Here is a 14826-nt window from a genome sequence, read left to right on the forward strand (position 1 = left end):
GCTCGCTTGTGTCTTTATCTGGTTGCCCCTGATTTGAATTCTATACACACCCTATAAATTTGATTTTTTTTGCTAGTAAGCCATTCACCGTTAAAAATAAAATAGATGCGCTGTAGATATGCAATATATATTAAGGGCAGCTGGACTATTAAAACAGTAGTGCAATGTATGAAAACGCAACGGTTTGTAAATAACTATATGTTTATGCATTGGTATGCACACATCATAATCACATAGTTACTGACTGGATAAATAACTTAAAAATCAGTTATTTATACTTACCTATCTTAATAAGCAAACATAGTCAAGTGAATGATATTCCTGCTTAATGAGCACTCATTTTCTAGTTTTTTATTCGTGGAACTGACGAATGCCTGCGACACTGACACCGCCGTGCGCTAATGCTTGGTCTATCATACTAGGAGCCAAGCCGCCCAGACCAATGACTGGCATGTCAGCTAACTGTGCCAAAGCTGACCACGCCTCCCAGCCAAGTGGCACCGTGTCAGGATGCGTCTGAGTCGCTAGTACAGGTGATAAAAAGACACCAATCACGGGGGGTAGTTGCTGCTTTATGCGCAGACTTGCCAGTTTGTTGGCAGCATGAATGCTGGCAACATCATGACAGCTGACTATTAGTGGATGCTCACTCGATACGTCGGCCAATTGCTCAGACTCTGTAATATCTTGAGTACCATTGAACCATGCCATTAATACTGAATGCGTCAGGTGTCTAGCGACAATCGAACCAGTCGTTTTTGCCTCTACCATTGCATCGGTACTTGTCGTCTTGGAGCGCTGACAGTCATTTTCGTACGGCAAAATCGCTAGAATATCTGGACGCACATCCATTAGCTGCTGGGCAATATATTCTAACTCAGATGCTTTTAGTCGGATATAAACCCAAGACTCTGTTGCTAACTGTTCTCGATGATAGTGCAACCATGCTTGCGGCGAGCTTGAATCTGTATCGAAATGCGCAAGAGGATAAGTAATCGCTATATTCTCAGGAAGTTTTAGCCATTCTAAAATAGTGCTATTGGCAACGGGCAAATGATAAGCTCCTGCCAGTAGCTTAGATTTTTCAACCCACGTCATTGCTTGGCCTTCTAATCCATACTCGCAATGCTTGTGCTGTTCATACTGCTGTGCGGTCAGCTCAACCTGATAAACCTGCAAACTCACTTGCTTATCACCATAGTCATGATGCAAACGCCCAAGCTTCACCATCATATTTTGATGAATATCGATCCCTGTTTCTTCAGCAACCTCCCGAATCAATGCCTGCTCTGCTGACTCATCAGCTTCTATTTTACCGCCTACAAACTCATAGCGATTGCCCTGATGCTGGGCCGCATCTCGGAACCCAAGCAAATACTTGTCTTCATAATGAATAACCGCAACCGCAACATTGACGGTGGTGATGTTTTTGGTTTTTGATTGGCCGCTCATCTCATTTGGCATAATTCTACCTTTCATTTCTCTCTTCATTATGACTTTTTAATCGCTTGCTTCTGCGTATATAACTTGGCAGCTATGATAACGTGGCGACTGTCTTTATGGTTCCTATCGTTTTTATGTATCTTATAAATTCCGTGTTTCTACAAGGAGAAAGTCCTCTATTCTCGCTTTGTGACAGTAGCCTTAGATAAGTTTACACAATGACTGCATTTTATTTTATCAATTACCTTGCAAATTCCGTCAATCTAAATGATAATGATTATCGTTAAAGTTCATTAGAACATAGCTAATTTATTAAGCCACTTCTTATCAAAAGGAATTTACCATGAGTATGGTTATCTCTCGTTATCTAAACTGCCGTGAAAACCGTCTACCAACGCTACAGTCGCAGCATCTATTTGCCCTGACCAAAGAAGTACGTATCGAGCATCAAGGCGAAGAGTATCGCTTACGCCTCACTCGCAACAATCGGCTGATTCTGACCAAATAATTTTAAACTAAGCTCACGCCATTTATAAAAAAACGCCTTCATTACAAGGCGTTTTTTGTTGGATAGCAATAAAAATCGTTTTCAAATAATGTCAGTTATAAATTAACCGTCTACCAAATGCGTCATTTAAAACTGCCAACTATAGACCACGTCTACCGCATTCTCGGCGGCTGAACTGGCTTCTACGTAGATACGGCGGGTCAACTGATAGCGAACAGATAAGCTATTTTGAGCATTAAAGACACCCACGCCGTAGCGGATATACAAGTCAGGGGTTACATAACCTGTGACATTGACATTGGTATCTTCACTGCTGCCTGAGGCATCCACTGTCAAGCTCTGTAAACCAAAGGCCTGTCCGATTTGATTGGTCAGACTGCGCGTACCACTCAGACCAAAGCTTAGTCCAGCAGCGGCTAGGTTATTGGTCACTTGTGATTTAAACCCTTGCTCACTGATTTGAGTGGCGCTCTTATTATTGATTCGTCCTGTCACCAGCGCATTCATCGCTTGCTGCTGCGTCAATCCTGCATTATTGAAAACGACGATATTGGGGTTTTCGGTATTGCCTTTTACGCGTAGACCCACTGTTTTACCGTTGATGGTTTTTGCCGCTTCAATACTCAAGTCGGGCTTCATGACATCGCCATTAAAGCGTACTTGACCATAATTTAGCTCTAGGCTTTGACCGAAAGCATTGATATTGGTACGACGTGATACTTGAACCACTCCTTTTGCACGCATGATGCCCGTGCCATTTTGATTGATATTAATTGCACCAGCCAATGGAATAACGGCACCAAAACCACGGAAATTGATGTCATCACCCAAATCAACACCGATATCGGCATTGATAGACCAAGGTTTTGATATTGCCAATACCTCATCAATGTTGCCGATCAAACGCCGATCCAACACAACCACATCTTCAGATTGAGTCACAATATCTTCGCTGGCTTCTGGTGGACGAATGGTAGCGGTTGGCACGCTGATAGCGCCTTTAATATCCACATAGCGATCCGTTGGACGTACGATGATGTCGATATCAGGATTGATCTCAGCCACGAGTAGTGGCGGCTGCGTAATCACGAGCCCTTCACCAACGATACTCAATTTGGCCTGTAGTTTTTGCTGCCAATTGACCGTACCGGTCAGTGTGCCTGTTCCTGTACCACTTTTGAACGTACCATCGATAGTCGCTTGCGTACCGCGGATTTTGGCCTGTGTATTGACATTGGTCAGATTCACTGGCAAATCCAGCATAGCGATACGGCCATCAGAGAGCTTGACGTCTCCGTAGAATTGCGGCTTGTCTAACGTACCGCCCAATCCACCAGCCATGGTGACATTACCTTTTAGTACTCGCATACCTGGGAAGAAAGGCTTAAATATCGCCAAATCAAGCTCATTTAATACAAGCGCACCAGAGATGGGTTTCGGTGTTTTATAAGGATCAACAACGACCTCAGCGTAGCCACGAGCACCGCGCCCCGTATTGATATCAGTACGCAGTTTGATACCTTCAGGTACAGACAGTGCAATGAGTGATACACGCTTATAAGGCAATGTAACCGGCGTACTCTCACCATCTTGAATCAAGCCGATTTTGCCATTGTCTGAATAGAGTGTCGTATTAATGGTTGGTGGACGACCACGTTGCCAACCGACAACCGCTTTACCATTGATCTTGCCGTGCCAATCAATATCTTTTGGTAAAAATACTGAGAATAGCGACGTATCTAAATTCTGCAATGCCACATCGACCTCACCACTGGCTGGAGAAGCCACTAAATTCTTGCGTAAGCATAGCTTGCCCGTTTGGTCCGTGGCTTGCCAACAATGTGCAGCCAACTGTACTTTGAGATCTGTATTATTGCCATTTTGATTATTAGGCAAATTCACAATCAGCTGTGCTGGCTGTAATTGATTTAAGGTAGCGTATCTGGATTCAACGCGGCCTTTACCGATGACCCCTGACCAGCGTAACGTGTTTCGATCGAACCCACCTTTAAGCCTAGCGCCAACATCAAGCTGCTGATTGGCTACATTTAGATCAACGATATGAGATTGCTCAGTCCCATTAAAGGAGGCTTTTACACTATCGAAGCTTTGTCCCGCAGCATCCAGACCTTCAGCGCTGACGATAAGCTGGCTTGGGCTATTGGCTAGATTAACCAGCTTGCCACGTATACGACCTTGACGCAAAATAAAGCCCGGTAGTGCAATCCGCTCACCGACCAAATCGATATAAATCGTTGGTAGTGCCTGACCTACTGGTTGAGACAAAGTCGCTCCACCAGTGACTTTGCCAGCAAGCTTATCTGACAGCTGATCTAGGCTTGTGATATTGATTTTGGTCTGTAGCTGTTTGGCATTGCCGTTGGCAGTCACATAATTGTCGCCCCAGCGCAGCACCAAGTTATCAGCATTCAAACTGTCCACCAAGGCATTCACTTGCTGATATTGCGCTTGGGCATCTTGCGTTTGTAGACGCTTAAAATAGCTGGCCAAGTCTTTTGGCAGGCGCAGTTTTGCAGCCAAGCTGCCTTTGGCACTGAGCGGCTGTCCTTTTAGCATACCACTCAGATTGACTTGTCTGATATTGACGGTCTGCTGCGTATCGCCCCAACGTCCATCTGTCTCAATCCTACCAGTGATACGGCTTGGGGTATCTTTTAGGAAATAGCCGATGTTGAAGCGATCCATCACGGCACTAATGTCCCATGCAACGCCTTGACGCACATCAACCTCTCCTTTGGCATCAATACTACCTGCCGCGCCCACATGACGCAGACGGTTGATACGGATCAGCTGACTATCACCGCTCGCGTTAATATTCAGCTTACCTGCTGGTAACTGCTCAGCGTCCAAAACACCATCGAAATCTACAGCGAAACTCTGTAGCGTGCCTACCGCATTTGTGTTGCCTTCGGTAGCAGGCTGCCATTCACCACTGGTTTTTAAGTCACCTGTGATAATTGCTGGATTATTCGGCAAAAAATACCCTAAATTAAACTGATCGAAACGTCCATCGACCGTCCAGCCAATATTACGACGCAAGTCAATGACACCTTTGGCATTCACCGCACCAGCTTCGCCATCATAATTCAATTTACGGATACTAATTAATTTTGGCGTACCAGCTGCGTCAATGGCAAAGCGACCTTTTGGTACATCCGCTGTGTCAACTTGACCATCGAAACGCGCATCAAATACGGACAGCTCACCACCCACGATATCGACACTGGCATCACCGCCACCTGTTATACCAATAGCGCGTCCATTTTGCGTGGCATCCAGTTGTGCTTGCAGGTCTGTACTATTAACCGTGATGATGTGACGTTGACCGCCAACGCCGTTTTTAGTGATATTTAACAAGCGACCACGAGCACTCACACGCCCTCTTAGACGCTCAAGTGGTAAGTCACTACGGTACTCTTTAGGCAATAAACCTTTGGTCAATGCATCGATTTTCCACGTCAGTGGGCGGTTTTTATTTGCTAGCCGAATCTGCCCAGTTCCTGATAGGTCGCCTACGATGCCATCATAATTGAGTCGGTTGATATCAATGACATCGCCCGCTTTACGCAAGCGCACATCATAGTTGCCTTTGGGCGCCGCATTGAGCTCATTAATCACGGCATTGGCATCTACTGAGACAGTAGAACCACGGACGATCACATCGGCCTGACCACGCGGGCTATTGATGTTACCAATATTAGGCACATCACGGCGGGTCAGGTTTTGCCATCTTGCATCAATATACCAAGGCGCTGTTTGTTTAGATTTAGCAGACGTCTTGCCGCGCACTAGGTTGGCGTTGACATATTCGCCGTCACGCTGACGTAGGTCTACATCAATCTCTGTATTACCTGTACTGTTTTGCTGCTGATAACGTAACGATAATCTACCATTGAGCGTTTGAGGAGCATACGCTTTAAAATCAGCATACTCATCAGGAATCGCACGTCGAATGTCAAAGTTACTACCAGCCGCACGTACTGTCGCATTAAAGCTCTCTTTCCAGCCTAAGATGCCCTGAAGCAGCAAACGTCCAGAGGGAACGTCGGCTTCTAAGCGGTCAATACGCAATTGACTGTCTGCAATGACGCCGCGCCCTTGATAATGTCCCGAAGGAATATCTTTAGAGGTCAGCTCTGTATTGATACGCAGCCGTATCTCAGAGATAACGCCTGATGCCGTAGCCATACCGCTTTTTAGATGAATATTTTGGTCATCTGCATAAGGCACCAAAATATCATCCCACTTCAGTTTTGCCTGAAACGGTGATCCTGTATCCAGACCCTGAACGACAAAATCGCCGCTAACGTCGCTGTCGTTATAGCGACTACGCACGTTACCAACCGTACGTTTTAGCGAGCCTGTTGCCGTGATATTCAATGGATCGATATAAGCTTTTTCAAGCGCCCTCACCTCTACAATCGCGCTCAGATCCAGTGGGTAGTCGCCTTGTAAATCTGCCTCACCTTGTAAGGCACTGACTTTTACAATATCAGCATATTGTAAGCTGCCTCGACCGACCGTCACAGTGCTGCCAACCCATGTGAGATCGCGAGCCGTAGTATTGTTGATAACAATAGGCTCTTTGGTCACTTGCTTATAAATAATTTTATTGATTTTTGCGTGATCAAAACGTAGATTGACTGGTAGCTTTAGCGTCTTATAATCAAACGGCTCGCCAGTCGGTGGTTTCTTATTGAGAATTTCGATGGTCTGTATATCGGCATCACTCAGGTGTACTTCTTTTGCAAATACCGCACGCCAACCTATTTTGACATAGGCTTTGTCTACTAATACCTCAAGATCTTCAGTGGCTTCAATATCGATATCTGTCACCCAAATACCGTCACGCAGATTACCACGCCCATATTTGAAATCGATACCTGTCTCAGCGCTGACTTTTTCTAAAATGAATTTAGTACCCGCATCAGTACCTGCTGCATAAAAGAATATCGCAAACATGATCGCTAATACGATAATGACCAGCACCAGTAGTTTGAGTAAAAATGATAGCGGATACCAGCGCCTAACCGCACGAGCATCGCGCTGTGCTGGATCTTCATCTGGTGCATTGTTAGGCGGGGTATTTTCTGTCTGCATGACACTCAACTACGTTAAAAAATGATGACCAGCAATCGGTACGATGGGTAATGAATAAAACGGTTCAAGCGATCTGTGTTCATATGTAGGAAGTAAGCTTTTACAATGGCGAGCCAATAAAGAAGTGTAGTCGCACAGGAATATCCTCTTCTGTCACACCTGCGGCGACATCGACACGCACCATCCCAACAGGAGAGGCCCAGCGCACACCGATACCAACGCCAACTTTGGTTTCAGCATCAAAGTCTTTGTCGTACGCATTACCAACATCGGTAAAAAATGCGCCACGAAAGCCCGGTTTGAACTCATAGTTATACTCTGCACTACCAACCGCCAGTACTTGCCCGCCTGTCAGATAGCCTTTATCATTTAGTGGCGATAAGCTCTCGTAATCATAGCCACGGATGCTTTGGTCACCACCTGCGAAAAAGCGCAATTTATAAGGCACGTCATAAAAATCATCTGCCCAAATATAACCACCATTCAGACTACCAAGCACTTGGTGTTTTTTGTCATCGCCAAAGCTATAAAGTCCGCTCACGCCAGCACGCACGATGGCCAAATCAGTATCACTCAGCGCTTTGTCAGCACCTGCTTCAATCGAATAATACTGACGCATACCGCGCGTTGGATTGGTCGCACTATCCGTGTCGGTTTTATTCATGCCATAGCCAAACAGCAATGCTTGCTGCTTGGGGTTTGACGAGGTAAAGCGGATAGGTAAATCATCCCGCGCAGCGCCGTCAACGCCAGTCTCTAGCTCATCTAAACGATACCGTACAGAGTAGCTACGATTCCAGCCATTGTCACGACGGATATTGCGGGCCAAAGCCGCTTTTAAAGTGGTGGTAGACAAATCAAAATTACCTTTGCCTTGGTCAATGACTTCTTCTTCATAAGTCAGACGCCCATCCAATTTATCATTGAGTGGATGATTCCAAGGGCGGCTCGCATAGACAGCGACGTTTTTGCTGATTCTGGACACTTCGGTTTCTGCACCTGCTTGATAGCCCTGACGGTTAAGCAAATTATAATCGATCTTGGCGGTTGCTCGCACGCCTGTGTCAGTACCATAACCCAAACCAACCTGAGCATCACGCGGCTTATCAGCGTATACAAAGACATACAACGGTACTTTTTTGCTTGTGGCAACGTCTTGCGGTGTTTTACGTCCTGCCAGCGTTGGCGGTACGAAATCCTCATCAACGGTAAAGTCTGCATCATCAGGGAATATTTTTTGGGCAACATTGCTAATTGAATCACTAATTTTGCCTAATAAGTTATCCGCTTCTTGGTCTTTTTCATCCAGCACACGGTCATCCGGCAGGCGGCTTAGACGCTCCGTTTTTTGCTTAACGGCCTGTAGCTTATCAAGCGTTTCTTCATCAGCCTCAAACTCGATAGCAGCAATATCAGCTTCGTTGACCGTCTCGCCACTACCGTCACCCAAGGCACTTTCACTCTCTACGCCAGTACTACTACCCGTATCTTCTGTACTAGCCAAACGATTATTGGATACTGCTAGAGTAGCATTATCTCCAGTCATATCTGAGATGCCATCATTATCAACATCCTCATCCAATATAGCATTGCTATTGGCAGGCGCGTTGTCAAATGCCAGTGTACTGGTCTCACTACGGTCATCTGGCGGCAATATTGATTCAACGTTGACAGCGTTGAAATAGCGAGTCGCTGATAAGTCATTACTAAACTTTGTCACTGACGGACGATAGAATGGGTCACCCGGCGCAAACTCATACAACTGCTGCAATAACGACAATTCTACTGGGAGTTTGTCAGGGTCTTGTGTCAGCGTATTGGTTTCTTTGTCATAGGTAAAAAAAACAACATCATCAAACTCATAGCGGTCGCCTGTGTTGTAGACCAAAGACATGTCCGCTTTGTTGTCTGGTAAGATAATATCGACAGATTTGTTCAACCAATACTGATCAAAATACCCATAGGTATTACTCAAAGACTCAAGCGCGGCTTTGCTACTCTTGTAGACACGATGATTAAAGACATCCCCTTCTTGCGGCGGTAATTCTTTTTCAAGCGCGACAAACTCTGCTTGCTCACCGCCCTCACCGCGGATATCCACGATACGACTATCGACAATAACAGGCTCGCCCAGCTCTTCGATCACCACATTGATCGTATCACGCGTAGGCTGACGCAGGCTGAGAGTGACATCATAATAACCCACTGCTTTGGCGGCATCCAATGCCGTTTGACGCAAACGTGGTAGCGCTGCGGTAAAATCAATGACCGACTGTACTGTCGTATCATCAAGGGCCGCTTTAATGTTTTTCATTGGCTGAATATCGTCGTCAGCTTTGATGAGTTTTGGTTGACCATTTGCCGTGTCTTCGGCGCCAGCTTGTTGTATATAAACTGTGGTCTCCACACTTGGTAACGCCATCACACCACCATTGAAAAAGCGATTATAGAGACGCTTGACAATGTTGCTTTTATTACGTGCAAGTGGTTTTGACTGGTCAGCTTGCTCGATGCTTTGATTGACGGCCTGAGTATCATTCTGATAATCCGGTAGGTAGTCTTCAGGATCAATCACATCTGAGGGCGCATCTCCTTGGTTAGGTATCGTGTTATTACCCGCTATTATCTCGCTATTGACTTCATTTGCTGTATTGACATTGCCACTACTGACAGTATCACTCACATCGATCGGGCGCGACATAATTTCAGTTGTGGCTGCCTGTTCTGCTGCGGCCTCACTTCTACCCAGTGTGTCAAGATTGCTAGGCATAGGCAAGTTGGTCGCATCTAAGTCAACATCTAGACCAATGGGCGGCGCAGTGTCATCGAGAGTAGCAACTGGGGCGTCAAAAGCACGATCATTAGTGCTATTAATGCGGTCGATATCTTGGGTGTTTTGTAAATCGAGCGCCGCCAGCTCACGGTCAATTTGCTCAGGCGTCATCATCTGATAGCCTTGCTGCTGTATGGCAGCGGCCTGCTGCAACAAGTCATCATTAGACGGCTCTATCGGTGCGTCATCTACCGTATACATATCATCATCGACATTATCCAAATCTTGTCGAACCTCATTTTGGACCGTGCCTTTTTGAGTGCCGCTGTTTTGAGTGCGATTATTTTGGGTAGATGGCGGATTAGCATCAGATTTTTTGATGCCCAAATTTTGCTCGCTATAGTCATCTAACACGGATTGATCGATGATGCCTTGTTCCACAGCCTTTTTGAGACGCAATGCATCTAAGGCCGCGTCTAGCTGGGTGTCGTCATCTGATAGTGTGGCTGATGTATTAGTAGTCGCTTGGCTATTAGAGCCTGGATTGCCAGTCGATTGATCAGCGATATTGGTCGTGGCAGTATCCGCCAATGCGCCCGTTGTCATACTAACCAGACTGGTGGCGAGCGCTGTACAGAGCGCGGAGCGCTTAAAACGAATACGCGACGCGTCAGTAGGAGAAGGTTGAATATTGGTACTGTGTTGAATATTTGCTCGGCTACGCTGCTTCATTGATAGGTGGCGTGCTCGAGTTGAAGACAGCTGTGTCATATTTACGTCCTATCCCCTCACGCGGCACACTGTGATTAACGATGATTGTCGTTAAGGCTGACCGGTGAATAAACTTATCGCAATTGGCTGAAATGAGTGGTTTACTACTACATTGCTTATCATGATGAACACTTCTAGTGCCAATGCCAGCACTCGATGTATACCACCATACGGACAGTATTCAGGCATAGAAGATTTTCACCTATACCGCCGCTCGCACCTTTTAATACAACCACATAAAATTTACAAATCATAACTTAGTTAATTATGAAATCATAGCGCAGATTACATGTATTTTTACCTAAGCCTTGCTATTATACGGCTTAATATTGATAAAACCTATGCTATATTTTGATAAGTTTTTGATAATATTGATGATTGCTATCAAATGGTAAGCGGCGGTTCGCGCCACCTCTTACTTTATCAGCCGCGTCTCATCTGTAGGAACGTTCATGTCCAATCAGTTTCAGCTATTTAAGCGCCGCCGTTTTAGCGCCATGTTTTTTACCCAGTTTCTGGGGGCATTTAATGACAATATCTTTAAGCAAGCACTCATACTGGTTCTGACTTATACCGCCGCTAGTCAGTTAGGCGTCGAAGTCAGTATTTTGAACAATTTGGCGGCGATGTTGTTCATACTGCCCTACTTTTTGTTTTCGGCGTTGGCAGGACAAATCGCTGATAAGTATGAAAAATCTAAGCTCACACAATTTATCAAAGTGCTTGAGCTGGTCATCATGGCAATCGCTGCGGTTGGTTTTGTGTTCGAATGGTACGCCCTTTTATTTGTTGCGTTGTTCTTGATGGGCACGCATTCGACCTTTTTTGGCCCGATTAAATACGCCTATCTGCCACAGGCAATGAAAGAAGATGAGCTGGTTGGTGCCAACGGTCTGTTTCAAATGGGCACTTCTCTAGCCATTCTTGTTGGGATGATTGTCGCTGGTATCTTAACCCAGTTATCACAATCGCTATATTGGATTAGCGCCACCGTCTTGATCGTCGCTGTGCTGGGTTATCTGGCAGCGCGCTATATCCCTAACATGCCAGCCATGCAGCCAGATCTTAAGGTTAACTGGAATATCGTTACCACCAGCTTGTCCACGGTAAGCTACCTCTACTCTCTGCCCTTCTTGTTTTTTGTCATTCTTGGCAACAGCTGGTTTTGGTTTTATGGGGCGACGTTTTTGACCCAAGTGCCTGAGTTTAGCAAAGTGATCTTGCATGGTGATGAGTCGGTCGTGATTTTTCTATTGACCCTGTTTTCAGTAGGCGTGTCGATAGGCTCACTATTATGCAAATCATTGACCAAAAACCAAGTCAGCCTGCGCCTATTGCCTTTTGGTATTGCTGGATTGAGTATCTTTGCTATTGATTTGTACTTTTCACTTTCAAGCCTAAACATAAACGTGAATAATGACACATTGCTTGGCATCAGTGATTTATTCGGTGTCAGTGGAAGCTGGCGCGTCTTTGCTGATTTGTTTTTATTGGGATTCAGTGGCGGTTTATATATTGTGCCTTTGTATGCTTCAATGCAGGCTTATGCGCCGAAAAGTCACCGTGCGCGTATCGTGGGTGCCAACAATATATTCAATGCCATACTTATGGTCACATCAGCGATTTTTGCGATTGTTATTTTAAATGTATTAGGGCTCAGTCTGCCGCAGCTATTTTTGGTGACAGGTATACTCAATATTGCTTTTGGTATCTTGTTATATCTTAAGCTAAATAGGCATATCAAACAGGCGGTCATCCAGACCCATGATGAAGTGGTTATATAAATAAGCCATATTGAGCTCAAATAACGATAGCAATCGATAGGTTATCAAGGTAATAATATTGGTGCCGATAATTTGGATTGTTTGCTATAGTAATGTACATAAGAGCTGTGCACAGGATTATTACCCTAGAGCAGTCACTAGTCTTATTTTATTGATAGAATTTAACGCCATCAGGAGTGAACCATGGCCCTGCGTCCCTTATCCAAAATCGATCAGCTATTGCTTGGGGTCGACAAAGCATTACGAGCTGTCGTGCCAAACTCAAACCCCAGTACGCGCCCATTGCCAGTGAGTAGTGACGAGATTCCTGAACTGACTATCACAGAGGCGCGCCATGTCGCAGGGCTGATGCGTATCAATCATACCGGTGAAGTGTGCGCGCAAGGTCTCTACCATGGACAAGCATTTGCTGCCAAAGACAGTGGCGTCAAGCAAGCCATGCAAAACTCTGCTGAAGAAGAAGTCGATCATCTGGTCTGGTGCGAGACGCGCTTAAATGAGTTGGATAGCCATGCGAGTGTGTTTACCCCGCTTTGGTATGGGATGTCTTTTGGCCTAGGTGCAGTCGCAGGTGCCATCTCAAATGAGTTTAGTTTGGGGTTTGTCGCGGAGACAGAAGCACAAGTTAGCGAGCACCTGCAAGATCATATCACTCAGTTACCCAAGCATGATCAGCGATCAAAAGAGATATTGGTTCAAATGGATATCGAGGAACTGCATCATCGGGAGCTGGCACTAGCAAGTGGCGGCGCTGCATTGTCACCACCTGTACGTCAGACGATGCGCTGGATGGCCAACCGTATGAAGGCGACCGCTTATCATTTATAAAGGCAAATAGCAATTTGATGTCTGAGATGACGAGCAATACTCGATTTGCTCAGCGCTAGCGAGTAACAATCCTACCACAGATAGCGCAAAGCTTAATTTGCTAGGGTATTAAAAATTTGTACGATTTTGCAGCGAACATATATCCTGACTATCAACCGATTAATAAATAAATAACGACTAAATAAGGTAATGATTTTTATGAAAGCAACTCTCTCTAATAGCGCGTCTTCCAAGTCACCGAAGCTTGCCACTTTGACTGCGCTCGCGGCCGCCTGTGCAATGATGCTTTCTGCGCCTGTGAATGCTGCAGAAGCTGACACTGCTGCTACATCAGCACCTGCTGTACCGAGCGCTATAGATTCCAGTAAACGCGTGATTCGTCTAGCAAGGCCAGGTGCAACGACCAGCACAGCTCAAAGCACAACAGATGCTACGCCTGCTAATAGCGCTCAGTCAGTTAATACTCAGCCAATGATGCCGTCAAGCAACACTCAGCCTAACCGTACGCCTTTGAGCACGGCACAGGCAGCGCAGATGATGCAATCAAACAGTACTCAACCAAATCGTGTACCTGTCAGCGCCGCTCAGCCACCAGCATCGCAAATGATGACACCTGCTGACGCTCCTGTGATGAATGGCACCACACGCGTGTATGAGCCCGGTCCGATGACTGCGACTGGCATTGATCTGCGTAGTGGTCAGCTTCCCAATATTCCAACGCCACAAGTACAACTCTCAGATCTGAGCTTTGTCAAAACTGTTTTGATTCCACAGCAAAAAGGCCTAGGTACTGACCAGCTTGATGTCAGCTTGCTTGATGATTTTATCGAAGATGTATCACCAAATGCTCGTCACTATCCTCCTAATTTTCCTAACCGTACTCAGCGCCATTACACGCGCGAAAAAATCAAAGTATTGGCGGACTGGATTGAGCCTTATGCCAAATCACCAGATGCCTCTTATGATGTATTAATTCGTGCAGCCAAACTCAATGGTATGGGCCGTAATCTGGACTTGGGATCAGACTATACAGTACGCGGCGGGCAGTATGTTGATCGTGCGCTCAAAATCCAGCCAGATAGCGGTGAAGCCAACTTTTTGTATGGCATGATGCTATCAGAGGGCGGTGGGTTTAAAGAAGGTCAAAAATATCTAGATCGAGCGGTCTCTCTTGGCTACACCGAAGCAGAACAAAGCTTGGCACAGTCAGATCTACTGAGTGATCGCCGCGCCAGTGCTTTGGAGCGTCTACGCCGTCTTGAAGGACAATATCCTAATAATAAAATCATTCCTCAGCAAATCAAACTGGTTGAAGATGGTAAGTTCTATATTTGGGATATCCCTGCGCCTGATATCAATGTCAAACCAGGTGCCTAAATTGGTCCTGTTTGTCTATACTAAAGATAAATAAATAATTTTGTAGCCTTAGAATACCTAGCGCCTTTGTTTTTATGAATATAAAGCAAAGGCGCTTTTTTGTGTCTCATAAAAATTTGTTTTGTAGACCTTCATTATTGCGCTTTTCGTCCTTAACTGACTTCTCTAAATAAAAGACATTATCAGCCGTCAAGTTTGATGATGCTCAGCAATCACAACCA

The 14826-nt window shown here is 45.5% G+C and carries 7 protein-coding genes; 4 read left to right on the forward strand and 3 right to left on the reverse strand.

What is annotated here, in order from left to right; translation table 11 throughout:
- Positions 1–351: 351 nt before the first annotated feature.
- The gene (locus L0G63_RS04395) at positions 352–1479 is read right to left on the reverse strand and encodes an NUDIX domain-containing protein (protein ID WP_301449537.1); all 1128 of its coding nucleotides are present in this window, start codon (positions 1477–1479) and stop codon (positions 352–354) included.
- Between the two features lie 307 nt (positions 1480–1786).
- Here L0G63_RS04395 and hemP point away from each other — a divergent pair, with 307 nt between their 5' ends.
- On the forward strand, positions 1787–1951 hold the full coding sequence (hemP, locus tag L0G63_RS04400; RefSeq protein WP_083328959.1) for a hemin uptake protein HemP: 165 nt from the start codon (positions 1787–1789) through the stop codon (positions 1949–1951).
- A gap of 126 nt (positions 1952–2077) precedes the next feature.
- On the opposite strand, the gene L0G63_RS04405 is transcribed toward hemP, so the two are convergent.
- Positions 2078–7072: a translocation/assembly module TamB domain-containing protein gene (locus tag L0G63_RS04405; RefSeq protein ID WP_301449538.1), complete on the reverse strand. Its 4995-nt coding sequence runs from the start codon at positions 7070–7072 to the stop codon at positions 2078–2080.
- 100 nt (positions 7073–7172) lie between these two features.
- The gene (locus L0G63_RS04410) at positions 7173–10616 is read right to left on the reverse strand and encodes an autotransporter assembly complex family protein (RefSeq protein ID WP_301449539.1); all 3444 of its coding nucleotides are present in this window, start codon (positions 10614–10616) and stop codon (positions 7173–7175) included.
- 452 nt (positions 10617–11068) lie between these two features.
- Between L0G63_RS04410 and L0G63_RS04415 the strand changes: the two genes are divergently transcribed.
- From L0G63_RS04415 to L0G63_RS04425, 3 genes are all read left to right on the forward strand, one after another.
- Positions 11069–12400 carry an MFS transporter gene (locus L0G63_RS04415; protein ID WP_301449540.1) on the forward strand — a complete coding sequence of 444 codons (1332 nt, stop codon included), beginning with the start codon at positions 11069–11071 and terminating at the stop codon, positions 12398–12400.
- A 189-nt stretch (positions 12401–12589) separates the two neighbouring features.
- A complete protein-coding gene (gene coq7, locus L0G63_RS04420) occupies positions 12590–13228 on the forward strand; it encodes a 2-polyprenyl-3-methyl-6-methoxy-1,4-benzoquinone monooxygenase (RefSeq protein ID WP_301449565.1) in 639 nt (212 codons plus the stop codon).
- A 198-nt stretch (positions 13229–13426) separates the two neighbouring features.
- Positions 13427–14605, forward strand: a complete 1179-nt coding sequence (locus L0G63_RS04425) for a M48 family metallopeptidase (RefSeq protein WP_301449541.1) — start codon at positions 13427–13429, stop codon at positions 14603–14605.
- The last annotated feature ends 221 nt before the right edge of the window (positions 14606–14826 follow it).

Source organism: Psychrobacter sp., assembly GCF_030454045.1.
In the GTDB taxonomy this organism is placed as follows: Bacteria; Pseudomonadota; Gammaproteobacteria; order Pseudomonadales; family Moraxellaceae; genus Psychrobacter.

What these genes read in the sequence shown, in the direction of transcription:
- L0G63_RS04395 (WP_301449537.1), bottom strand. Translation starts at nt 1,479, where the DNA reads ATGAAAGGTAGAATTATGCCAAATGAGATGAGCGGCCAATCAAAAACC.
- hemP (WP_083328959.1), top strand. Translation starts at nt 1,787, where the DNA reads ATGAGTATGGTTATCTCTCGTTATCTAAACTGCCGTGAAAACCGTCTA.
- L0G63_RS04405 (WP_301449538.1), bottom strand. Translation starts at nt 7,072, where the DNA reads ATGCAGACAGAAAATACCCCGCCTAACAATGCACCAGATGAAGATCCA.
- L0G63_RS04410 (WP_301449539.1), bottom strand. Translation starts at nt 10,616, where the DNA reads ATGACACAGCTGTCTTCAACTCGAGCACGCCACCTATCAATGAAGCAG.
- L0G63_RS04415 (WP_301449540.1), top strand. Translation starts at nt 11,069, where the DNA reads ATGTCCAATCAGTTTCAGCTATTTAAGCGCCGCCGTTTTAGCGCCATG.
- L0G63_RS04425 (WP_301449541.1), top strand. Translation starts at nt 13,427, where the DNA reads ATGAAAGCAACTCTCTCTAATAGCGCGTCTTCCAAGTCACCGAAGCTT.